This is a genomic window from Burkholderia mayonis, assembly GCF_001523745.2.
GTDB lineage: Bacteria > Pseudomonadota > Gammaproteobacteria > Burkholderiales > Burkholderiaceae > Burkholderia > Burkholderia mayonis.
The window spans coordinates 3,770,546-3,789,115 of the sequence record NZ_CP013386.1; the positions used below are offsets into that span (position 1 = coordinate 3,770,546).

Below are 18,570 nucleotides of genomic sequence, written 5' to 3' on the forward strand. Positions count from 1 at the left end.
CCCTATGGTGGATTGCCCTGTTGCGGCGCAGTAAACTTCGCCGCCATTCTGAAAATTGTGGGAAATATATCTCTACTTAAAATGTCCGACTTTCCTTAATCGCCTTAATGGAGTCGATCAGTATTCGATGATATATTGATCGCAGCGGCGTTATCCGGCAACTACCTGTTTTGGTAGAGCCATCGCCTCTCAACAGAAGCGAAACGACGCGTGCATACCTACGTGCCGGCAACTGGGTCACCTGTTATTACGGTTTGCGCACTGATCGCACGCGTCCTTCAGGAAGATTGGAAAGTGCCCATCGAGCCGAGCGGGCCGCTCGTGCAGTATCCGGTTCGCGTCGTGCTCGGTTTCGCGGACGCCGATCGCGAGCTCGTGCGCGATCGGCTGTTACGCTACCTAAACCGCTGAATCGTTCGCTGCGGCATCGAGCCGGGCCGACGCGATCACGTGATACGCCGCATTCGTCTCGCATCCAATCCAGTGCAAGCCGGCCTCGCGCGCCGCGGCGAGAAACGTGCCCGAACCGGCGAACAGGTCGCACACGACGCCGCCGGCCGGCACGAGCCGCACGACCTCACGCGCCACGTCGAGCGGCTTCTCGGTGACGTGACGCTTCGGCAGCGGCAGACGCGACGGAAACACGCCCGGCAGATACACATCGCTGTCGCGCATCGCGCCGCGGCTTGCCCACACGACGAATTCGGCCTGCTGCGCGAAGCCGCCGCGCCGCGGTCGCGCGCGGCCGGGCGTCTTGTCCCATACCGCGACGCCGCGCAGGATCAAGCCGGCCGCCTGCACGACATCCGTGAGCGTCGGGAGCTGCCGCCAGTCGATGAAGCACACGAGCAGGCCGCCCGACTTCAACGCGCGGCGGCATTCCGTCAGCCACGCGTGGCACCAGAACGCCCACGCGCGCTGGTCCATGTTGTCGCTGTCGAAGTCCTCGTACTCGGCTTTCGTGCCGCTGTTGATGTACTTCTCGCTCGGCGGCCGCGTGCGCGCCGACGTGTGCAGCCCCCCGGACGAATACGGCGGATCGGTGAACACCATATCGATTGAAGCATCGGGCAGCATGCGCGCCATCGTGAGCGCGTCCATTGCGTGAAGTCGGTCGAGTAGCGGGGCAAGATCGGCCGCGGGCGCGGCGTCGGTAGGTTGAATCGTCATCGTGTTGCGAGAGTAAAAAATGCGCGCGCGGCGCTCGCCGCACGCGTCGTTGCGTGTATCGAGCGGCCATTGTCGACGCACGTTTCACTGCGCGGATCACGAACGCGCTGTACCCGGCGGCACGACAAAGGCGAGTGCTCGCGCCACGCGCGGGCGACCGGCACCATTGCCGGTATGGATGCGAACGAAATTCAACGGCAAGCACGCAACGTCGTGCGCAAAGGCTCGATTCTCGATGTCGACCACAAGGCGGGCCTCTGCCGCGTGTCGGTCGGCGAGTCGGACGACGACGGCCTGCAAACGAACTGGATTCCCTGGCTCGCGCCGGCGGCCGGTAACACGCGCGAGTGGTCGCCGCCGACGAAGGGCGAGCAGGTCGTCGTGCTCGGCGCGATGGGCGACCTTGCGCAAGGCGTCGCGCTGCGCGGCGTTTTCTCCGACACGTTCCCCGCGCCCGACAACCTGCCGAACACGCACACCCGCGTCTACGCGGACGGCGCGCGTGTGAGCTACGACCACGACGCGCATGCGCTCACGGCCGAGCTGCCCGCCGGCGCGACCGTGCGCGTTGTCGCGCCCGTGTCGATCACGGTCGAGACGGAATCGGCGACCGTGAAGGCCGCATCGGTCACGCTCGACGCCGAGCAGACGACCTGCACGGGCGCATTGCTCGTAAAAGGGCCGCTTGCGTTCGAGTCTGGCATGACGGGCTCGGGCAGCGCGGGCGGCGGCAACGTCATGCGCATCGACGGCGCGGCCGATTTCACGGGCGAAGTGCGCTCGATGGGCAAGAGCGTGCCGCACCACACGCACCAGGCGCGTGGCGAATCGGCCGAAGTGAGCCAGCCGCTATGAGGGGCATGAACGCAGAGACGGGCCGCTCAATGTCCGGGCTCGATCACCTCGCGCAGTCCATCGGCCGCATCGTCACGACGCCGCTTGGCTCATGCATCCAACGCCGCACGTTCGGCTCGGAGCTGCCCGACCTGATCGACGCGCCGGCGAACGGCGCGACCCGGATTCGCCTGTATGCGGCGATCGCAACCGCGTTGATGCGATGGGAACCTCGCCTGACGGTCACGCGCATTCAGATTTCTGCGGCCGCCACCGACGCGTTCGCGGGCCGGCAGTTCGTCGACATCGAAGGATGGACCGACGAGCGAGACGAACTCGTCTCGCTGCGCGTGCCGCTGACGAACGGAGGAACAACGTGAGAAGCACGCCCATCGATCTTTCGCAGCTCCCCGCGCCGGACATCGTCGAGCCGCTCGACTTCGAGACGCTGTTCGCCGAGCGCAAGGCGCGCCTCGTGTCGCTGTATCCCGTCGAGCACCAGGCGGAAATCGCCGCGACGCTGGAACTTGAATCCGAGCCCGTGACGCGCGTTCTACAGGAGAACGCCTATCGCGAAGTGCTGCTGCGCCAGCTCATCAACGACACGTCGCGCGGCGTGCTGCTCGCGTACGCCCGCGGCACGACGCTCGACCACATCGCCGCGCTGTTCGATGTCGAGCGGCTCGTGATCACGGCGGCCGACCCGGAGCACGACGTCGAGCAGGTCGACGAAGACGACGACAGTCTGCGCGAACGCGTGCAGCTCGCGCCGCGCGGCTTCTCCGTCGCCGGCCCCGAAGAGGCGTACGTGTTCCACGCGCGCGCGGCGGACGGCCGCGTGCTGTCCGCGTCCGCGCGCAGTCCCGAACCGTGCGTGATGGTCGTCACGGTCCTGTCGCGCGAAGGCGACGGCACGGCGAGCGACGAACTGATCGGCATCGTGCGTGCGGCGCTGGAAGGCGTGCGGCCGCAAACCGACCAGGTGATCGTGCAGAGCGCGAAAGTCGTGCCGTACGCGATCCGCGCGACGCTGCGCTTCTTCACGGGTCCGGATCGCGCCGTCGCGCTCGCGGAGGCGAACAAGCGCACCGCGAAGTTCGCCGCCGACATGCGGCGCATCGGCATGGAAATCACGGTCGACGGCCTGCATGCGGCGATGCGCGTCGCCGGCGTGCAGAAGGTGCTGCTCGACTCGCCCGCCGGCGGCGTCACCGTGACGCCCGAGCAGGCGCCGTTCTGCACCGGAATCGAGCTGATCGACGGCGGGGTCGCGGATGACTAAGTTGGCAACCTCGCTGCTGCCCCCGAACGCGACCGCGCTCGAACGCCGGATCGCGGAGACGAACGCGCGCATCAGCGCGATTCCGGTCGACATCGGCACGCTGATGAACCCGGACACGATCCCGCTGCGGTTCCTGCCGTGGCTCGCGTGGCACCTCGGCGTCGAGACGTGGAAGGACTACTGGCCCGAGCAGGTGAAGCGCGCGCGCGTGAAAGCGGCGATTCGGATCGCACGCAAGAAAGGCACGGCCGCGGCCGTGCGCGACGTGTGCGCGTCGTTCGGCGCGAACGTCGCGATGCGCGAATGGTTCGAGAAGACGCCGAAGGGCCGGCCGGGCACGTTCGAGATTCTCATGACGGTCGGCGCGCGCGACGGCATCCCGGCAACCGCCGAATACGTCGCCGACATCATCGCCGAAGTCGATCGGGCGAAACGCGGCACCGCGCACTACACGTTCACGCAGGGCTTCAACGCGACCGGCACGCAGCGCATCGGCGCCGGCGCGCGCGCGGCGATCTATCGCCGGCTGTCCCTCACGGATATCTGACATGGCTGGAACCCTCATCAACCTCACCGACGCCGGCCGGGCGGCACTCGTCGCTCCCGGCAACACCGGCACCACCGCGCGTCGCGTCGTCGAGATCGGGCTCGGCACCGCGCCGTTCGCATTCGACCGCGGCATGAAGGCGATGCCGAGCGAGCGCAAGCGTGTGACGACGTTCGGCGGCGACAACGTGGCGCCGGACACGGTGCACGTCGTGATCCAGGACGATTCGAACGATCAATACTCGCTGTACGCGTTCGGCCTTTACCTCGACAACGGCGTGCTGTTCGGCGTCTATGTGCAGGACGCGCCGATTCTGGAAAAATCGCCCGCGGCGTTGCTGCTGCTCGCAACCGACGTCGTCTTCGCGACGATCGACGCGGCGAAGCTCGAGTTCGGGCCGGCGACGTTCCTGAATCCGCCGGCGACGACCGAGCGCAAGGGCGTCGTCGAGCTCGCGACGCAGGCGGAAGTCGACGCCGGCGACGACGACACGCGCGCCGTCACGCCGAAGACGGCGAAGCGACGCTACGCGGCGCTGTCGGGCGCGACGTTCGACGGCCGCGTGCGTGTCGTCGCCGATGCCGACGATCACACGGCGCAAGTCGAGGTATCGCCGAAGACAGCCGGGGCCGGCAAGGAAAGCAAGGGCCGCCTGTTCGCCACGTTCAGCGACGCCTCGCTGCCTGACCTGAGCCCGCGCCTCGTCGCGTCGTATCGCGCCGGCTTCGGTGCGGGCGCATGGGGCAGTGAATACTTCGATATCTGGCTGAACGACGGCACGAACAACGACGCGCGCAGCGACGCGAAGCAGACGCGCGCGGTGCGCCTCACATCCGGCGGCCGCGTGCTGATCGGCGACCGGGAGGACGACGGCAAGACTGCGCTGCAGGTGCGCGGCGGCATTGACGCGTCGGAGGGCGTCACGTCGCGCGCGATCGATGCGAGCGGCGCTGGCGGGCAGCTCCGCGCAATCTGCGACGGCTACGGCGCGCTCGTGCGCAACGATGGTCAGCTCGTCTATCTGCTGTCGACGAAAAAGGGCGATGCGAACGGCACGTACAACGACTATCGGCCGTTCTCGTGGTCGCTGTCGACGGGCAAGGTGATCATCGACGGCAACGGATCGGGCGCCGCATTCGGCGGCAACGTCGATGTCGCTCGCGACCTGAGCGTCGGTCAAGCCGCGACGGAAGCGCATATTCGCCTCGGCCCGCTCGACGGCTACCACTACGCGAGCCAGCACGGCGTCGGCTGGTGGTCGCCTTCGCTCGGCTCGTTTCATTACGAATTCGCGAGCCGCACGTTTCGCATCGACGGAAGGGGTGCGTGGCACGAAGGCAATCTCGACCCGCTCGACAAGAGCAAGGGCGGCACGTTGGGCGGCGACGTGGCGTTCGCGCCGGGCAAGCGGCTCGTGCTCGCTGAAGGCAGCCCGTCCGTGCCTTCGCTCACGTTCGCCAACGATGGCGTGCCGGATACCGGCCTCTATCACGCGGCGGACGGCGAATTTGGCGTGACGTGCAACACGAGCGTCGTCGTGCGCTTCTCGCCGACGCTCGCCGTGTTCGAACAGCCCGTCACAGGGCCAACGCCACCGGCGGCCGACCGCTCGACGCGCCTCGCGACGACCGAATGGGTTCGGTCCGTCCTGTCGACGACCACGATTGGACAGATCGTTTTCGAGCCGCGCACGACCGTGCGGCCGGGCTTCCTCAAGGCGAACGGCGTGCTCGTGAACCGCGCCGACTACCCGGAATTGTGGGCGTATGCACAGGCGAGCGGCGCGCTCGTGTCCGACGCGGAGTGGATGAAGGATCGGTGGGGCTGCTTCTCGACCGGCGACGGCGCGGCGACGTTCCGCTTGCCCGAGCTGCGCGGCGAGTTCATTCGCTGCTGGTCCGACGCGCGCGGCGGCGTCGACGCGAGCCGGCAGATTGGCGCGTTCCAGGGCGACCAAAACCACGCGCACACACACGGCGCGGGCGCGAGCGAAGTGCCTGACCATGCCCACAGCGCATGGACCGACGTTCAGGGCTGGCACGGCCACCACGGCTGGACGAACGGCGTGGGCGATCACCAGCACGTCGTCCCGTTCGGGCAAAACGATCGGTCATTTACGCCACCGTGGGGAACCAACGGTGAGAACGACCGCTTCGGCGCGCAAACGGAAGACTGGGACAACAAGTGGTTCCTCACCAGCCCCGCGGGCAACCACAACCACGAGTTCAACACGGAAGGAAACGGCAATCACGGCCACACCGTCGGCATCGGCGCCGCGGGCAGGCACGCGCACGTCATCACGGTTCAGCCCGACGGCGGCGACGAGTCCCGCCCCCGCAACGTCGCGCTGCTCGCGTTGATTCGCGCCTACTAACCACGAGAGACACGACATGTTGATTCATCACTACAGCCCGTCGACGGGCGAATACATGAGCAGCGGCCAGCCGGACGCCGATCCGCGCAACGACGGCCGCTGGCTGATTCCGGCGTCCGCGACGCTCGATGCTCCGCCGGCGCGCACGCCGACCACGTGGCCGTTCTATCGCGACGGCGCGTGGTTCCTGCTGCCCGACTATCGCGGCCGCGTCTGCTATCGGACGGACACGGGCGAGCCGGTCGAGATCGCGATCGCGGGCAAGACGCCGGCCGACCTTGGCCTGACGACCGAGCCGCGGCCGTCCGATCGGCACGCGTGGATCGACGGCGCGTGGGCCGTGCCGCCCGAGCTGATCGCGCGTGAGAAGCGCGACGCCGCGATGGCCGAGTTCGAACGGCGGTTGGCGATCGCGCGCCGGGAGAACCTCGGCAAAGCCGACGCCTACGCGGCGGGCCAGCTCGACGACGAGCAGACGCATTACTTCAAGGCCTGGTCGGCCTACCAGATGGCGCTCGTCGCCGCGATCCAGAAAGACACGTTCCCGGACGCGATCGCGTGGCCCGACACGCCCGCGCCATACGTGCCGCCCGCGCCCGAGCCGATCGCACCAGAAGGCATGCCGCCCGACGACGACGAAACGCAACCGGCGGCGCAGTTGTACACCGAACGCACCCCGGCCTGACGCCGCATCGATCACCGGGAACCCTCCCGATTTTTACGTAACAGGAGTTGCACACCATGCCGCAGGACTACCACCACGGCGTACGCGTCATCGAAATCAACGAAGGCGGCCGACCGATTCGCTCGGTGTCGACGGCCGTGCTCGGCGTCGTCTGCACCGCGGGCGACGCCGACGCGAGCGCCTTTCCGCTCAATACGCCCGTGCTGCTGACGAACGTCGTCGCCGCGCTCGGCAAGGCTGGCAAGAAAGGCACGCTGCGCCGCACGCTCGACGCGATCGGCAAGCAGACGAAGCCGCTCACGGTCGTCGTGCGCGTCGCCGAAGGCAAGGACGAAGCCGAGACGACCTCGAACGTCATCGGCACCGTGACGCCGGAAGGCAAGTACACGGGCATCAAGGCGCTGCTCGCCGCGCAGGGCGCGCTCGGCGTCAAGCCGCGCATCCTCGCCGCGCCCGCCCTTGATACGCAGCCGGTCGCAGCCGCGCTCGCGGCGACCGCGCAGTCGCTGCGCGCGATGGCGTACGTCGCGGCGTCCGGCTGCAAGACGAAGGAAGAAGCCGCCGCGTACCGCAAGCAGTTCGGCCAGCGCGAAATCATGGTGATCTGGCCGGACTGGCTCGGCTGGGACGACACGACGAATGCGACGGCCGTCATCCCGGCGCCGGCGATCGCCGCCGGCTTGCGCGCGAAGATCGACAACGACGTCGGCTGGCACAAGACGCTCTCGAACGTCGTCGTGAACGGCGTGTCCGGCATCAGCGCCGACGTGTCGTGGGATTTGCAGGACCCGGCGACCGACGCCGGCTATCTGAACGAGCACGAAGTGACGACGCTCGTGAACCGCAACGGCTTCCGGTTCTGGGGCTCGCGCACGTGCTCGGACGATCCGAAATTCGCGTTCGAGAACTACACGCGCACCGCGCAGGTCGCGGCGGATTCGATCGCGGAGGCTCAGATGCCGGTCGTCGACGGCCCGCTGAACCCGTCACTCGCGCGCGACATCGTGGAAAGCATCAACGGCTGGTTTCGGCAGCAGACCACGAACGGCTATCTGATCGGCGGCGGCGCCTGGATCGATCCCGAGCCGAACACGGCCGACGTGCTTGCGTCCGGCAAAGCGTACATCGACTACGACTTCACGCCGGTTCCGCCTCTCGAAAACCTGGTGCTGCGCCAGCGCATCACCGATCGCTACCTCGCCGATTTCCCGGCGCGCGTGGCGGGCTAACAGGAGTCAAACGCAATGGGTATGCCTCGAAAACTCAAGGGCTTCAACGTCTTCCACAACGGCGCGAATTTCGCGGGCGAAGTCGACGAGCTCGTTCTTCCGAAGCTCAAGCGCAAGATGGAAGCGTGGCAGGGCAGCGGCATGACCGGCCCCGTGAAGATCGACTTCGGCAGCGAAGAGCTTCAGCTCGAATGGACGTGCGGCGGCTTCATGGTCGAAGTGCTCGAACAGTACGGCGCCATGCAGCACGACGGCGTGCTGCTGCGCTTTTCCGGCGGCTATCGGCGCGAGGACAGCAAGAAGCACGACCAGATTGAAGTGGTCGTGAAGGGCCGGCACGAAGAAATCGACATGGGCACCGCGAAGGCGAAGGAAGACACGAAATTCAAGATCACGACCAACGCCAGCTACTACAAGCTGACCGTGAACGGGCGCGACCTCATCGAGCTCGACTTCGTGAACGCGGTCGAGAAGATCAACGGCATCGACCTTGCGGCGGACCTTCGCCGCGCGATGGGCCTGTAATCGACACCCGCGTCGAGCGCGGGCCATTCCAATTTCACATCCAACCAGGAAACATCATGACGACCATCGATACCGACAACATCGAAACGACAGGCCACGCCGCGCTCGACGAGAACACGCACACGCTCGACACGCCGATCGAGCGCGAAGGGCAAACCATCACGCAGGTGACGCTGCGCAAGCCGACGTCGGGCGCGCTGCGCGGCACGTCGCTTGCCGCGCTCGTGAATCTCGATGTCGATGCGCTGCGCAAGGTGCTGCCGCGCATCAGCACGCCGACGCTGACCGAGTTCGACGTGGCCGGCATGGACCCGGCCGACCTCGTTGCACTGGGGGGCATCTTCGCCGGTTTTTTGATGCCGAAGGCGCTGAAAGCGAGCATGGAATCCCGGACCGCGTAGAAGACGCGATGGCCGATATCGCGACGGTGTTTGGCTGGACGCCGCGCGATATGGACGGCTTCGCCCTGGCCGAATTGATGGACTGGCGCGAGCGCGCCCGGATACGTAGCGGAAACGAGTAACGATGGACAACGCCCTGAAACTGCGCGTCATGTTCGATATGATCGACAACTGGACGAAGCCCCTGAAGAACGTGCTGAACAGCAACAAGGGGCTTGCGCAGTCGCTCAAGCAGACGCGCGGCGAGCTTGCCGAGCTCGGCAAGCAGCAGAAGGCCGTCGCCTCGTTTCGTGAGATGCGATCCGGGCTCGCTGAAACGTCGACGAAGCTGTCGGCCGCGCAGGGCCATGTGAAGCAGCTCGCCGGCTCGTTGCGCGCGTTCGGCCCGCCGTCTCGGCAGATGATCGCCGACTTGGGGCGTGCCCGCCAGGCGGCGTCGAAGCTGCGCGCCGAGCAGAAGAAGCAGACGATCGCGCTCGAGGAGATGCGCGGCAAGCTCTCGCAGACCGGCATCGACACGCGCAATCTCGCCGCGCACGAGCGCACGCTGCGCGCCAACATCGCGCAAACGACGGCGGCGATGCAGGCGCAAACACGCCAGCTCGACGTGATGAGCGAGCGCGAAAGAAAGCTCGCTGCCGCGCGCGGCAAGATGCAGGCGATGCAGGGCGTCGCCGGCGGGATGGCGATCGGCGGTTACGCGGCGCGCTCGACCGGCGCGCACGCGCTCGGCGATCTGCGCGAGGCGCTCGACGAGACGAAGAAAATCCAGAACGAGCGCGCACGCATCACGGCGCTCGGCCTCGGCGACCAAGCGACGAAAGACGCCGAGAAGTACGTCCGTTCGATGAAGATGATGGGCGTCAGCACGTCGGACAACATGACGCTGATGCGCGATGCGCTGTCGATCTTCGCGGACGAACACCACGCGCAGATGGTGATGCCAACGCTGGCGAAGATGAAGTTCGCGAACGAAGCGATGTTCGGCGCGGAAGACGCGCACGCGAACGAAGAAAAGTTCATGAACATGCTGAAGGTGATCGAGCTGCGCGGCGGCACGAAGGACGAAGCGACGTTCAGGAACGAAGCGAACATGGTGCAGAAGGTGCTGTCGGCGACGGGCGGTCGCGTCGGCGGCGACGAGTGGCGCAACTTCATCCAGACGGGCGGCGTCGCCGCGAAGCAGATGCGCCAGGACGCGTTCTATTACCAGATGGAGCCGCTGATTCAGGAAATGGGCGGACACGCGGTCGGCACAGGTCTCATGTCCATGTACAACAACGTCTATCAGGGTAAAACGACGGTCAAAGCGGCGCGCGAACTGGTGAACCTCGGCCTCATCAAGAAAGAAGGGATCGAGTACAACAAGATGGGGCAGGTCAACCACTTCAAGACGGGCGCACTGAAGGGCAGCGACCTGCTGAAAGCGTCCCCGCTCGAATGGCTGGAGAAGGTGTTTCTGCCGCAGCTCGCCGCGAAGGGGATTACTGATCCGGACAAGATCAAGGACGTTATCGCAACCGTATTCACCAACCGCACCGCTGCGAACCTGGCGACGACGATGGTCATGCAGCGGGACCAGATTCATAAGAACGAGAAGCTGAACACGGGCGCGTATGGCATCGACGAAATGCACAAGCTCGCGTCCGAACAGACACCCGGCAAGGAGCTCGACGCACGCGCGAAGCTGCGCGACCTCCTGAACGAAATCGGCGAGCGCATCGCGCCGATGTACAACGCCGCGCTCGACCAGACACGCGCGCTTGCCGACAACCTGCTGAAGACGATTCAGGCGCATCCGCAAGCGACGAAGGTCATCGTCGCGCTCGTGGCCGCTTTCGCCGCGCTACTCGCCGTGCTCGGCACATTCACGATCGTCCTCGCCGGCGTGCTCGGTCCGCTCGCGATTGTGCGTTTCAGCATGGCAACGCTCGGCATCCAAGGCGGGATTCTGTCGCGCGCGCTCGGTATCGGCGCGGCCGCATGGCGGATGTTCGGCGCGGCCGCCATGGGAGCGGGGCGCCTGTTGCTCACGACGCCGATCGGCCTGTACGCCGCGGCGTTCGCCGTCGCCGCGCTGCTGATTTACCGCTATTGGGGGCCGATTAAGGCATTCGTCGCGGGCGCGCTCGCGGCGATCGGCAAAGCGCTCGCGCCGATGCGCGGCGCATTTCTCGCGGCGTTGCAGCCGCTTGGCCGTGCGCTCGCGGCGGCGAAACCGATGTGGGACTGGCTGGGCCGTGCGCTGTCGACGGCGGCCGGTTGGCTCGGCAAGCTCTTCGCGCCGGCGCGCGCGAGCGCCGATGGCCTGTCCGCAGCGGCGGCGGCCGGCCGTGGGTTCGGTGCGGTGCTCGGTGCGGTGCTGCGCGCCGCGCTTGCGCCGCTCACATGGCTCGGCCGCGCGCTCGGCGGGCTCGCCGGCCTATTCGTCGAAGCGATGGGCGACGCGCGCGCGGCGATGCACGGCGGGCTCGCTGCGCTCGGCGCGCTGATCCTGAACTGGTCGCCGCTCGGCATGTTCTACCGCGCGTTCGCGGGTGTGCTTTCGCTGTTCGGCGTCGAGCTGCCCGCGAAGTTCACCGAGTTCGGCGGCCACCTCGTCGACGGGCTCGTCGGCGGCATCAGCAGCGGGCTCGGCAAGGTGAAGGACGCGATTTCGAATATGGCGAACAGCACCGTGGGCTGGTTCAAAGAGAAGCTCGGCATTCACAGTCCGAGCCGCGTATTCGCCGCGCTCGGCGGCTTCGTCGGCGAGGGCGCGGCGCTCGGCATGCAGGGCGAGCAGCAGCGCGTCGCGAAAGCGGCGCTCGGCCTCGCAACCGCGGCTGTCGCGTCATTCGGCACGCCGGCGCTCGCGACGCCCACGACGCCGCTCGTGCAGCCGACCGTGCCGATCGATCGCCGCGCGCCGCTTGCGGCGGCAACCGCCGCACCTTCGGCGGCCGCGCCGGCATCGCCGATCGTCATCAACATCTACCCGCAAGCCGGGCAGGACCCGCACGCGATCGCGCGCGCCGTCGAAGCGGCGCTCGATCGCCGCGAGCGCGCGAAGCAGTCGCGCATCGGCTCGCGCCTGTCGGACTGACGCATACGGAGTCACGCATGCTCATGTCCCTCAACCAATTTGTTTTCAGTCTCACGAGCGCGCCGTTCCGCGAGTTACAGCGGCGGCGCACCTGGAAGCATCCGACGAGCTCGCGCGTCGGTGCGCGCGACGGCCGCCAGTTCGCCGGCGTCGGCGACGACACGATCACGCTGAACGGCCTGGTCGCCCCCGAGACGTTCGGCTCGATCGCGTCGATTCGCGAGCTCGCCGCAATGGCGGACACTGGCGAAGCGTACGTGCTCGTCGACGGCGCCGGCAACGTCTACGGCGCCTACGTCATTGCCGAGCTGAACGAGACGCAGAGCTACCACACGGCGGACGGCACGCCGCGGCGCATCGAGTTTCAGCTCACGATCGAACGCGTCGACGACGACGTGCTGCGCACGGCGCGCGACAAGAACACGCGGAAGGACAAGCGCTGATGGCCACGTCGACGAACGAACGCACCACGAGGACGGATTCGCACGACGCGCCGCGCGTCGCGCGCCTGCATCCGCAGCCGGACTACCGCATTTCGGTGGGTGGCCGCGATCTGTCGCGCCTGTTCGCGCCGCGGCTCGTGTCGCTGTCGATTTCGGAGTCGCGCTCCGACGAGGCGGATACGATTGACATCGTGCTCGACGATTCCAAGAACGACCTCGACATCCCAAAGCGCGGCGCCACGATCAAGGCGTCGATCGGATGGGCGGGCGAGCCGCTCGTCGACAAGGGTAGCTTCGTCGTGAACGAAGTCGAGCACAGCGGCAGCCCCGACATCATCACGGTACGCGCGCGCTCGGCCGCGATGACGAGCGGCATGCAGGAGCGCCGCGAAAAGAGCTGGCATCGACAGACGATCGGCTCGATCGTGCGCTCGATCGCCGGCCGGTACTCACTCTCGCCGACAGTCGGCGACGCGCTCGCCAAAATCCTGATCGCGCACATCGACCAGACACACGAATCGGACATGTCGTTTCTCACGCGCCTCGCGAAACGCTACGACGCCGTGATGAACGTGAAAGACCTACGCCTGTTGTTCATGCCGATCGGCACCGGCCAGACGGCGAGCGGTAAGCGGCTCGACGTGCTCGAACTGACGCGCGCGAGCGGCGACAGTCATCGCTACCACGTGTCCGAACGCGAGAACTACGCGGCCGTGCGCGCGCACTACCATTCGAACGGACGCGCGAAACGCAAGTCGGTCATCGTCGGGGGCGAGAACAACAAGAACGTGAAGGTGCTGCCGGAAGACTACGCGACGGAAGCGGAAGCGCGTGCGGCCGCGCAAGCTGAATTCAAGCGGATGCAGCGCAGCCAGGCGACGATGAGCTACACGCTCGCGCGCGGCCGCGCCGAGCTGTTCCCTGAAATGCCCGTCGTCGTGTCAGGCTTCAAACCGGAAATCGACGAGACGCCGTGGCTCGTAAAGAAGGCGACGCATACGATCGGCAACGTCGGCTTCACGACCGCGCTCGAGCTCGAAATGCGAGACGATCCGACGACGGACCGGCATCGGTCGCATTTCAGGAAAGCTGGAAAATGAAATTCCTTCCGGATCAGGTCGGCGTTGCTCCGAACCAATGCCCGATCCCTTCGCCTCTCAGGTAGTAGAGTTTTACGCCGTTAAGAACGCGTTCCTGATTGTCTCCACCCTCCTTATACTTCGTCACCATATCCATGATTTTGGGCGTCACGGATTTGACGGATACGTCAGGAATAGCCGCAGTTAGAGCAGCAGCAGCCACCAGCACGATGTTGGCGGCGGTGTCGGGAGTTCCGTCGCTACCGCCGATGAACGTGACTTCGAGAAGCTTCCCGGATTCTTTGCTCACACGAGCAATCAACCCCATGCGCTCGTCAAAGTCTGCGCGAACCGTATCTGCAACGCTTCCACGGTGCTTGTTGGAGAAACGAGCCCGAAACGGCAAATCCATCGTTTTCACGATCTCATCGAAACGAGCCGCATATTGCTTGGGGGTCATGCCCAAATCGCGATCCTCATTCGCATTGCTTTCTTTTTCGTCTTTATTTTCGGAACTGGACGATGTTGACTCGACTGCGGTGGCTACGACCGGCCGCGACGCTCGTTGCTCTGCGGATGAGCTGCTTGCGGAAACATCACGAGTTGCCAAAGAAGCAGCCGCTGAGGAGCTGGACGTTGATGCAACGCTCGCTGGCTCCTCCTTTGGAGCAAGCGTTCCAAAGAAGATCATCGACACGACAAAACCAGCAATGCCGGCACCCAAATGAGATGCGAACCCACCGTGCCCCTTGCCTCTCCAGAATTTCGCAAGAGCTCTCCAAACGATGCCCCAAATTAGGATCGTCGCAGCAAACAGAAGTAACACGTTCATAAGTTCCCCGGAATGAATAGCGCAGTCGTGTGCGCCTGTTAGAAATTATTTTGCAAAAGCGTGACGAATTAGCGCCGGGCTGTGTCCGCTTTCTGCCATGCGGCACTATCACCAGTGGTCGCACACTGTCGGCGCACACCTGCTTGCATGACTACGCTACCGAGCGAATAGCGATTGCCGCCGTATTCGCAATGTGGTGATGTGACGACCGCTTGGTTCTGCGCGGACTCGTCTGGTCGGTGCATCACAACGTACATCGTCGCCGCAACGGCTATCGTCACCGTTACGGCGATCGATACAGCAAGCCAAGGCAATTGCTTTTTCTGTTGTTGTGCCGGAGTGGATTCCGGTTCAATTGGCACCGTGGCGTCGGCTTGTCGAACCGCGTGTTCGGCCTGTGACTCAGCGGGCGCGACTGACTGCGGTGCGGCGTGTTTCCGCTCGTTGAGCTCCGATTGAACAGAGGCACGCGCGGGCTGATCCGCTGACCCGTTGCGTATCCACCCGTCGAGGTACCGCATCACGCGTTCGAACAGATCACGCGGCATCTCGTCCATGCTCGGGAACTTGAACACCGTTCTCAAGCGGCGGTACACCATGAGCTTCTCGACACCGGTCTTTGCCTCAAGCTCAAAGATTTTCGCTCCGATTGCGCGCCGTTGGCGTTCGCTGATGTACTGCTTCGACTCTGCCCCGCTATGCAGGTGGATATTGACGTTAGCTTGCGCATTACTGGCCTTCACATCTCCGCCAGCAACCTGCCCGACCTCTCCGCTGAATTTCTGATTCATTAACTTCTTTTTCTCCTACGGCTGGCCTGCCGTTTGTTTCTCTCAGTTGCGTTAGCTTTCCCGCTTCTTCTTTCGTCCTGCGTCCCCCATGTTGATTGTGAAGGGGGCCGTCACGTCGCCAACCACGTGATTCCCGATCTTCGCCCCTTCGAAATTCTGATGAACCGTCCTGGTTTTCGCGGCCTTCGACGCGGCGGGAACCTGCTGCGTCATCCCCCCAATCAGGCCGAGCACACCGGCTCGCCCCTTTGCGTCGAGCGAGCGATACCCTGCCAGCAATACTTCTTCGTCTGCCGACAGCTCGGATGCATTGCGCTGCCCAGTAAGAACGTAGAGCACATCGATCCCCGCCGCCGCAACTTGCTCCAAATACGCAGCATCAGGCACTCGCTCCCCTTTTTCGTACAGAACTTGCGTCTTCTCCGTAACGCCTCCGCGCTCAGCAAACGCGCGCTGCGATAGGGACGTGCGCTTCCGCTCCGCACGCAATCGATCGCCGATACTTACCATATGGTTTGATTTATCGTTGCATACACACCGTTCGGTGTGTATCATCAGTGTTGTGCAAGGTTAACGAAGGGAAGTATACCGCCATGCTTCGCAAGAAAGCTCCCGTTACGCGCTCGCCGCGCGGCGTGTTGTCCAACAAGCCCGTGTATATGCGGCTCATGCCGGACGAACGCCGCACACTCGAAGAACTGTCCGCGTCCCAAAATCGCTCGACGTCCAGCGTCGCGCGACTAATCTACCTCGAAGGGGTTGAGCGGTATCAGGCCAAAGTTACCGATGCGAGCGCGCAAGCGCACGCAAATCCCGTTGTGGGGCATTGAGTCATGCGAAACCCTGCCCTTATCGAACCGGCGCTTCGTCATGCTCTGCACGGCCCCAGGCGTCAGGACGTGCAACAAGCTCTTGGATGGGATGACTCCCAGGTCAGCCGTTTCCTCAGCGGCGGGCAGGGAGTCGTGATCGACAAAATCGACACGCTCGTCGCCGCAGTCGGCTTCGTTCTCGTCACCCGCAAATACCTCGATGCCGTTGCCACACTAGGCGAAGTCGGTGTGCATTGCGAATGCGCCCGCCGCGGCTACGGCGAATGCCGCCCAGGGAGTTCGTCATGCGAATCCTGAACCGCTGCCCTCACTGCCGCACGCGTGCCACCGCACGCAGCAGCCGCGAAATGTCGTGGACCTTCCGCGAAGTCACGTATCAGTGCAACAACCCGGAATGCGGTCACACCTACGTCGTGAACATGGAATTCGCACGCACCCTGTCGCCGTCCGCAACGCCGAATCTATCGCTGAATCTGCCGCTCTCGCCGCACGTGCGCGAACGCCTCGCACAGCAGCTCGAGCTGCCCGTCTAGCGCCCTAACCCGCTTCCGCTGTTTCCCCTCGCATCGTGCCTACCTGGCGCGAGGGGCTTTTTTTGCCCGAAGAAAGGAGTTGTCCATGCAAAGCGCAGCTTCATCCGCTGTCCTCGTATTCGAAAACGTCGAGTTCGATGTCGTCGATATTCACGATGTGCCGTGGCTAAGGGGTATCCAAATTGGATATGCCTTGGCATACCAAAATCCGGCGCAAAACATCCAGAACCTGTACGACCGCAACGCCGACGAATTCACCGACGAAATGACCCAACTCGTCGAGCTCGACACCGCCGGCGGCCGCCAACAGGTCCGCATCTTCAGCCCACGCGGCTGCTACCTGCTCGGCATGCTTGCTCGCACCGATCGCGCGAAGTCGTTCCGCGCATGGGTGCTCGACGTACTCGAGGGTCGCCTCGTCCCGCAACAGACCGGACGCCTCACCGTCTCGCAGCGCCTGTCAGCTCTGCGTTACCGCGGCATGCTCGCAAAGGATCTGTCCCGCACCACCGAGCGCGGGGTCGCACTCGAACTGTACGCCAACCTTCGCCACGTCTCCCGGCTCCTCGGCATGTCGACTACGGACCTCGACACGCTCGCGCCCGGCCTCAAGCAACAGTCCCTCGCCAACTGAAAGAAGGAGACGAATATGGCGACCTCCGCTGCGGCCCCGCTCATTTTTCCCTTCATCGTCTCTGACCTTCCGTTGGAGAAGCGCCGCGAATACCTGCGCACCCTCTGGAACGCCGACGTCGACGCAGTCGTGTTTCTCGGCGCCGCCCGCAAGCTCGGTTATGCACTCGGCGGACGCTGGGATGCTGACGCCGACATGCCCGCCCTCGTGCCGACCGTCAGGCTCCTGCACTGACCACGATGCGCGCGCCTCTCTCCGAGCTCGAGCTGCGTGCGGCCTGGTCGCGCCTGCGCATGGTCGGCGACATCGACACGGCCCCGCCCGCGGTTCGCCTGGTCGTCGAATCCGCGGCGCGCGCGATGCAGGACCGCGAATACGTCCGCTTGCGGTGCAGCTTCGACGCAAAGCGCTGCGCGGCAAACGACACCGACGACTGACCCAACTGCGCCGGCTGCCGGCGCATACATGAGGAACCACACGATGAAACCCTACGTTTTCAGCGTCGGCGTACTGCTGATGCTCTCGTTCTCGCTCACGGGCATTCACTGCCTGACCGCCGACGTGCTGCGCCTGTTCGATGTTCGCCACGCGCGCACCATCGCATTCGCGATCGGCGTCGCCGCATTGGTCGCCCTGGTCGCTGCGCTGGCCTGGTCCGTTCCGCCGCGGAGGTAAGCCATGACGCTCACGGAATTTTTCGCCGAGATTGGCGACGACCACCTCGGTTTCCAACTCCTCGAGCAGTGCATGACGAATGTCCGCGTCATGCGGCAAGGAACGCGTGTGTCGTTCGAAACCGACGCCATCACGGCGACCGATGCCGCGTGCGGCGCCGGCCGCGTGGGCCTGATCGTGTGGGCGGATCGCGACGCATATGAACGCGCGACGGCCAAAGCCAACCAGGCCAAGCCCACATAGCGCGGCGTCGGCCGTCGTCGACGAGCTCGAGGCGATTCACAAACGCGCTGTCGCAACGCATCGCCCGATAGCGCATCCACTTTCACGCCGCGCGCACTCCCCGATGCCTCGGGGCGCGGCGTTTTTCCGGGGCGGTCCGCACGACGCCCCGGCTTTTTCGAGGGTGACATGACCCAATTTTCTGAACAACTTCCGGCGGACGACACGAATTCGGAGATCCGTTATCGGAATGCCGTCCGCTACGTGATGTGCGAGCAAATCGCAGAACTCCGAGCGCTGAAACTTCACGGGCACTTCCCGTGGGCGAGTTGTGCACTGCGGATCGATGTTTGTTCGCGCCTAGAAGAGCTCGGCGGCCTCGCCGGGGAGTGGTGA

At 65.0% G+C, this 18,570-nt stretch carries 26 protein-coding genes and 2 pseudogenes; 24 read left to right on the plus strand and 4 right to left on the minus strand.

The annotated features are described in order from the left end of the window. Positions 1 to 264: 264 nt before the first annotated feature. Positions 265 to 411 (plus strand): annotated as a pseudogene (locus WS70_RS18300) (phage virion morphogenesis family protein); the annotation flags it as partial. Here WS70_RS18300 and WS70_RS18305 read toward each other — a convergent pair. Further along, on the minus strand, positions 400 to 1,170 hold the full coding sequence (locus WS70_RS18305; protein ID WP_082722147.1) for a DNA-methyltransferase: 771 nt from the start codon (positions 1,168 to 1,170) through the stop codon (positions 400 to 402). The pseudogene WS70_RS18300 and the gene WS70_RS18305 overlap by 12 nt on opposite strands. Before the next feature lie 19 nt (positions 1,171 to 1,189). Between WS70_RS18305 and WS70_RS32980 the strand changes: the two are divergent. From WS70_RS32980 to WS70_RS18375, 14 genes and pseudogenes are all read left to right on the plus strand, one after another. After that, positions 1,190 to 1,423: pseudogene (locus tag WS70_RS32980) on the plus strand (hypothetical protein); the annotation flags it as partial. Further along, positions 1,345 to 2,025, plus strand: a complete 681-nt coding sequence (locus tag WS70_RS18315) for a phage baseplate assembly protein V (protein WP_059596563.1) — start codon at positions 1,345 to 1,347, stop codon at positions 2,023 to 2,025. The pseudogene WS70_RS32980 and the gene WS70_RS18315, both read left to right, overlap by 79 nt. Further along, on the plus strand, positions 2,022 to 2,384 hold the full coding sequence (locus WS70_RS18320) for a GPW/gp25 family protein (protein WP_050042429.1): 363 nt from the start codon (positions 2,022 to 2,024) through the stop codon (positions 2,382 to 2,384). The genes WS70_RS18315 and WS70_RS18320 overlap by 4 nt, the downstream gene beginning before the upstream one ends. Beyond that, a complete protein-coding gene (locus tag WS70_RS18325; protein WP_059596564.1) occupies positions 2,381 to 3,286 on the plus strand; it encodes a baseplate J/gp47 family protein in 906 nt (301 codons plus the stop codon). The genes WS70_RS18320 and WS70_RS18325 overlap by 4 nt, the downstream gene beginning before the upstream one ends. Further along, positions 3,279 to 3,833 carry a phage tail protein I gene (locus WS70_RS18330; protein ID WP_059596565.1) on the plus strand — a complete coding sequence of 185 codons (555 nt, stop codon included), beginning with the start codon at positions 3,279 to 3,281 and terminating at the stop codon, positions 3,831 to 3,833. The genes WS70_RS18325 and WS70_RS18330 overlap by 8 nt, the downstream gene beginning before the upstream one ends. 1 nt (position 3,834) lies before the next feature. Beyond that, the gene (locus WS70_RS18335) at positions 3,835 to 6,207 is read left to right on the plus strand and encodes a phage tail protein (protein WP_059596566.1); all 2,373 of its coding nucleotides are present in this window, start codon (positions 3,835 to 3,837) and stop codon (positions 6,205 to 6,207) included. Between the two features lie 16 nt (positions 6,208 to 6,223). Beyond that, a complete protein-coding gene (locus tag WS70_RS18340; protein ID WP_059596567.1) occupies positions 6,224 to 6,892 on the plus strand; it encodes a tail fiber assembly protein in 669 nt (222 codons plus the stop codon). Between the two features lie 56 nt (positions 6,893 to 6,948). Further along, entirely contained in the window at positions 6,949 to 8,121 is a 1,173-nt protein-coding gene (locus WS70_RS18345) for a phage tail sheath protein (protein ID WP_059596568.1), read from the plus strand. Positions 8,122 to 8,136: 15 nt separating this feature from the next. Then, positions 8,137 to 8,646, plus strand: a complete 510-nt coding sequence (locus WS70_RS18350; protein WP_059596569.1) for a phage major tail tube protein — start codon at positions 8,137 to 8,139, stop codon at positions 8,644 to 8,646. Positions 8,647 to 8,702: 56 nt separating this feature from the next. After that, entirely contained in the window at positions 8,703 to 9,047 is a 345-nt protein-coding gene (locus WS70_RS18355; protein ID WP_059596570.1) for a phage tail assembly protein, read from the plus strand. An 8-nt stretch (positions 9,048 to 9,055) separates the two neighbouring features. Continuing rightward, the gene (locus WS70_RS18360) at positions 9,056 to 9,169 is read left to right on the plus strand and encodes a GpE family phage tail protein (protein ID WP_044368053.1); all 114 of its coding nucleotides are present in this window, start codon (positions 9,056 to 9,058) and stop codon (positions 9,167 to 9,169) included. 2 nt (positions 9,170 to 9,171) lie between these two features. Further along, a complete protein-coding gene (locus WS70_RS18365; protein ID WP_059596571.1) occupies positions 9,172 to 12,132 on the plus strand; it encodes a hypothetical protein in 2,961 nt (986 codons plus the stop codon). A gap of 17 nt (positions 12,133 to 12,149) precedes the next feature. After that, positions 12,150 to 12,575, plus strand: a complete 426-nt coding sequence (locus WS70_RS18370; RefSeq protein ID WP_059596572.1) for a phage tail protein — start codon at positions 12,150 to 12,152, stop codon at positions 12,573 to 12,575. Further along, positions 12,575 to 13,675, plus strand: coding sequence for a phage late control D family protein (locus WS70_RS18375; RefSeq protein WP_059596573.1), 1,101 nt, complete (start codon positions 12,575 to 12,577; stop codon positions 13,673 to 13,675). The genes WS70_RS18370 and WS70_RS18375 overlap by 1 nt, the downstream gene beginning before the upstream one ends. 13 nt (positions 13,676 to 13,688) lie before the next feature. Here WS70_RS18375 and WS70_RS32985 read toward each other — a convergent pair whose 3' ends face one another. From WS70_RS32985 to WS70_RS18390, 3 genes are all read right to left on the minus strand, one after another. Beyond that, the gene (locus WS70_RS32985) at positions 13,689 to 14,486 is read right to left on the minus strand and encodes a hypothetical protein (RefSeq protein WP_226382785.1); all 798 of its coding nucleotides are present in this window, start codon (positions 14,484 to 14,486) and stop codon (positions 13,689 to 13,691) included. Between the two features lie 68 nt (positions 14,487 to 14,554). After that, on the minus strand, positions 14,555 to 15,277 hold the full coding sequence (locus tag WS70_RS18385) for a hypothetical protein (RefSeq protein WP_059596575.1): 723 nt from the start codon (positions 15,275 to 15,277) through the stop codon (positions 14,555 to 14,557). Positions 15,278 to 15,328: 51 nt separating this feature from the next. Then, positions 15,329 to 15,787, minus strand: coding sequence for a helix-turn-helix domain-containing protein (locus WS70_RS18390; RefSeq protein ID WP_059596576.1), 459 nt, complete (start codon positions 15,785 to 15,787; stop codon positions 15,329 to 15,331). 83 nt (positions 15,788 to 15,870) lie between these two features. Between WS70_RS18390 and WS70_RS32430 the strand changes: the two genes are divergently transcribed. The 9 genes from WS70_RS32430 to WS70_RS18435 all read left to right on the plus strand — a co-directional run bounded on the left by WS70_RS32430 (position 15,871) and on the right by WS70_RS18435 (position 18,570). Then, positions 15,871 to 16,107 (plus strand): hypothetical protein, encoded by a 237-nt coding sequence (locus WS70_RS32430; protein WP_004524462.1) that lies wholly within the window; start codon positions 15,871 to 15,873, stop codon positions 16,105 to 16,107. 3 nt (positions 16,108 to 16,110) lie between these two features. Beyond that, positions 16,111 to 16,407 carry a DNA-binding protein gene (locus tag WS70_RS18400; protein ID WP_082722144.1) on the plus strand — a complete coding sequence of 99 codons (297 nt, stop codon included), beginning with the start codon at positions 16,111 to 16,113 and terminating at the stop codon, positions 16,405 to 16,407. Then, positions 16,395 to 16,643 carry an Ogr/Delta-like zinc finger protein gene (locus WS70_RS18405; RefSeq protein WP_059596577.1) on the plus strand — a complete coding sequence of 83 codons (249 nt, stop codon included), beginning with the start codon at positions 16,395 to 16,397 and terminating at the stop codon, positions 16,641 to 16,643. Before WS70_RS18400 ends, WS70_RS18405 begins: the two co-directional genes overlap by 13 nt. Positions 16,644 to 16,728: 85 nt before the next feature. Beyond that, a complete protein-coding gene (locus WS70_RS18410) occupies positions 16,729 to 17,277 on the plus strand; it encodes a BRO-N domain-containing protein (protein ID WP_059596578.1) in 549 nt (182 codons plus the stop codon). A gap of 15 nt (positions 17,278 to 17,292) precedes the next feature. Continuing rightward, on the plus strand, positions 17,293 to 17,511 hold the full coding sequence (locus tag WS70_RS18415; RefSeq protein WP_059596579.1) for a hypothetical protein: 219 nt from the start codon (positions 17,293 to 17,295) through the stop codon (positions 17,509 to 17,511). A gap of 5 nt (positions 17,512 to 17,516) precedes the next feature. Beyond that, positions 17,517 to 17,714 carry a hypothetical protein gene (locus WS70_RS18420; RefSeq protein ID WP_045599893.1) on the plus strand — a complete coding sequence of 66 codons (198 nt, stop codon included), beginning with the start codon at positions 17,517 to 17,519 and terminating at the stop codon, positions 17,712 to 17,714. Between the two features lie 43 nt (positions 17,715 to 17,757). Beyond that, entirely contained in the window at positions 17,758 to 17,952 is a 195-nt protein-coding gene (locus WS70_RS18425) for a hypothetical protein (protein ID WP_059596580.1), read from the plus strand. Positions 17,953 to 17,955: 3 nt separating this feature from the next. Next, positions 17,956 to 18,195, plus strand: a complete 240-nt coding sequence (locus WS70_RS18430; RefSeq protein ID WP_059596581.1) for a hypothetical protein — start codon at positions 17,956 to 17,958, stop codon at positions 18,193 to 18,195. A 168-nt stretch (positions 18,196 to 18,363) separates the two neighbouring features. Next, positions 18,364 to 18,570, plus strand: coding sequence for a hypothetical protein (locus WS70_RS18435; RefSeq protein WP_059596582.1), 207 nt, complete (start codon positions 18,364 to 18,366; stop codon positions 18,568 to 18,570).

Coding starts and splice junctions, on each gene's coding strand:
- WS70_RS18305 (WP_082722147.1), bottom strand. CDS start 1,170: ATGACGATTCAACCTACCGACGCCGCGCCCGCGGCCGATCTTGCCCCG.
- WS70_RS18315 (WP_059596563.1), top strand. CDS start 1,345: ATGGATGCGAACGAAATTCAACGGCAAGCACGCAACGTCGTGCGCAAA.
- WS70_RS18320 (WP_050042429.1), top strand. CDS start 2,022: ATGAGGGGCATGAACGCAGAGACGGGCCGCTCAATGTCCGGGCTCGAT.
- WS70_RS18330 (WP_059596565.1), top strand. CDS start 3,279: ATGACTAAGTTGGCAACCTCGCTGCTGCCCCCGAACGCGACCGCGCTC.
- WS70_RS18335 (WP_059596566.1), top strand. CDS start 3,835: ATGGCTGGAACCCTCATCAACCTCACCGACGCCGGCCGGGCGGCACTC.
- WS70_RS18340 (WP_059596567.1), top strand. CDS start 6,224: ATGTTGATTCATCACTACAGCCCGTCGACGGGCGAATACATGAGCAGC.
- WS70_RS18345 (WP_059596568.1), top strand. CDS start 6,949: ATGCCGCAGGACTACCACCACGGCGTACGCGTCATCGAAATCAACGAA.
- WS70_RS18350 (WP_059596569.1), top strand. CDS start 8,137: ATGGGTATGCCTCGAAAACTCAAGGGCTTCAACGTCTTCCACAACGGC.
- WS70_RS18355 (WP_059596570.1), top strand. CDS start 8,703: ATGACGACCATCGATACCGACAACATCGAAACGACAGGCCACGCCGCG.
- WS70_RS18360 (WP_044368053.1), top strand. CDS start 9,056: ATGGCCGATATCGCGACGGTGTTTGGCTGGACGCCGCGCGATATGGAC.
- WS70_RS18365 (WP_059596571.1), top strand. CDS start 9,172: ATGGACAACGCCCTGAAACTGCGCGTCATGTTCGATATGATCGACAAC.
- WS70_RS18370 (WP_059596572.1), top strand. CDS start 12,150: ATGCTCATGTCCCTCAACCAATTTGTTTTCAGTCTCACGAGCGCGCCG.
- WS70_RS18375 (WP_059596573.1), top strand. CDS start 12,575: ATGGCCACGTCGACGAACGAACGCACCACGAGGACGGATTCGCACGAC.
- WS70_RS32985 (WP_226382785.1), bottom strand. CDS start 14,486: ATGAACGTGTTACTTCTGTTTGCTGCGACGATCCTAATTTGGGGCATC.
- WS70_RS18385 (WP_059596575.1), bottom strand. CDS start 15,277: ATGAATCAGAAATTCAGCGGAGAGGTCGGGCAGGTTGCTGGCGGAGAT.
- WS70_RS18390 (WP_059596576.1), bottom strand. CDS start 15,787: ATGGTAAGTATCGGCGATCGATTGCGTGCGGAGCGGAAGCGCACGTCC.
- WS70_RS32430 (WP_004524462.1), top strand. CDS start 15,871: ATGCTTCGCAAGAAAGCTCCCGTTACGCGCTCGCCGCGCGGCGTGTTG.
- WS70_RS18400 (WP_082722144.1), top strand. CDS start 16,111: ATGCGAAACCCTGCCCTTATCGAACCGGCGCTTCGTCATGCTCTGCAC.
- WS70_RS18405 (WP_059596577.1), top strand. CDS start 16,395: ATGCGAATCCTGAACCGCTGCCCTCACTGCCGCACGCGTGCCACCGCA.
- WS70_RS18410 (WP_059596578.1), top strand. CDS start 16,729: ATGCAAAGCGCAGCTTCATCCGCTGTCCTCGTATTCGAAAACGTCGAG.
- WS70_RS18415 (WP_059596579.1), top strand. CDS start 17,293: ATGGCGACCTCCGCTGCGGCCCCGCTCATTTTTCCCTTCATCGTCTCT.
- WS70_RS18420 (WP_045599893.1), top strand. CDS start 17,517: ATGCGCGCGCCTCTCTCCGAGCTCGAGCTGCGTGCGGCCTGGTCGCGC.
- WS70_RS18425 (WP_059596580.1), top strand. CDS start 17,758: ATGAAACCCTACGTTTTCAGCGTCGGCGTACTGCTGATGCTCTCGTTC.
- WS70_RS18430 (WP_059596581.1), top strand. CDS start 17,956: ATGACGCTCACGGAATTTTTCGCCGAGATTGGCGACGACCACCTCGGT.
- WS70_RS18435 (WP_059596582.1), top strand. CDS start 18,364: ATGACCCAATTTTCTGAACAACTTCCGGCGGACGACACGAATTCGGAG.